This window comes from Tamlana crocina (genome assembly GCF_012037625.1).
This window is the reverse complement of record NZ_JAAVJS010000262.1, coordinates 1-440: the sequence shown is the minus strand read 5'-3', so window position 1 is coordinate 440 and position 440 is coordinate 1. Positions and strand designations below refer to the sequence as shown.

1 pseudogene is annotated in these 440 nt (G+C 40.5%); it reads right to left on the bottom strand.

From position 1 onward, the window contains the following. Positions 1-440, bottom strand: a pseudogene (gene rpoB / locus HC176_RS16635) (DNA-directed RNA polymerase subunit beta); the annotation flags it as partial.

Below are 440 nucleotides of genomic sequence, written 5' to 3'. Positions count from 1 at the left end.
CTTAATGGCACGGGCAAACAATTTCTTGTCTATCACAACACCTCTTAAAGAAGGAGAAGCTTTTAGGGAAGCATCTTTTACATCTCCGGCCTTGTCACCAAAGATAGCTCTTAGAAGTTTTTCTTCAGGCGTTGGATCGCTTTCTCCTTTAGGAGTGATCTTTCCGATAAGAATATCTCCAGGCTTCACTTCGGCACCTATTCTAATCATTCCGTTCTCATCAAGGTCTTTTGTAGCCTCTTCTGAAACGTTAGGAATGTCATTTGTCAATTCTTCGTTACCAAGTTTGGTATCTCTTACTTCAAGTGCATACTCATCGATGTGAATAGAAGTGAAAATATCATTTCTTACCACATTTTCTGAGATCACGATCGCATCCTCAAAGTTGTAACCTTTCCAAGGCATGAAGGCCACCTTCATGTTACGTCCTAAAGCAAGTT